The following is a 615-nucleotide window of genomic DNA, read 5'->3' as shown; positions in this document are numbered from 1 at the left end:
CCACCAGCGTGCGCCTCAGGAGCAAAACCGGACATTTCTAATGAGCCCAAACCGGACATTACTAAAAAGCCCTGACAAAAGGCTGGAGGCTATTTAGGTTTACGTCAACTTATAAACGACCCCTCCCGGCGACTTCGTGTGCTTTGCGTCGCGAGTCATCGCCACGCTTCAGGACGCGCCTTTTGCCCGCTGCAAAGTGACATAGTGCTTGGCCGCTTCCTTGCCATGCACCAGTGCCCGTAACGCTAGAGCAAGGCCCAACTGCGTCTCATGAGCCACTGCGCTGCGATCACTCTCGAAGAGCTTGATCGCATCCCGGAGATGTTGCGCCGCCTGAGTATGAAGTACCGCGCCGCTGCATGGTGTTGCGCGGCTGTCAGGTCACTGTCAACGGCGCCTGCCGACGATGGCGCGCCCGCATGCTTGGCAGCGACAAGCATCTCGTCGATGGGATGCTGCGCGTGGCCGTGCGCAAGCACAGCCAGATGGGCAGCGTGCTCCTAATTCGTCGGACCTGCAAAATTGGGTTTTGTTCGTGGACGCCTCGGGGCGTTCATCAGGTGGCCTTGTACTTTTCGAACTCAGGCAGTTGTAGGAGGTGCGAGCAAGGTTCCT

1 protein-coding gene is annotated in these 615 nt (G+C 58.4%); it reads left to right on the top strand.

Going from position 1 to position 615, the window contains the following annotated elements; translation table 11 throughout:
* Window positions 1-419 precede the first annotated feature (419 nt).
* The coding region (locus tag AWB81_RS48245; protein WP_235026282.1) for a hypothetical protein at window positions 420-615 on the top strand (196 nt) is incomplete at its 3' end.

Source organism: Caballeronia arationis (genome assembly GCF_001544975.2).
Lineage (GTDB): Bacteria > Pseudomonadota > Gammaproteobacteria > Burkholderiales > Burkholderiaceae > Caballeronia > Caballeronia arationis.
Note: the sequence above shows the minus strand (reverse complement) of the source record. Positions and strands in the feature narration are given on the sequence as shown.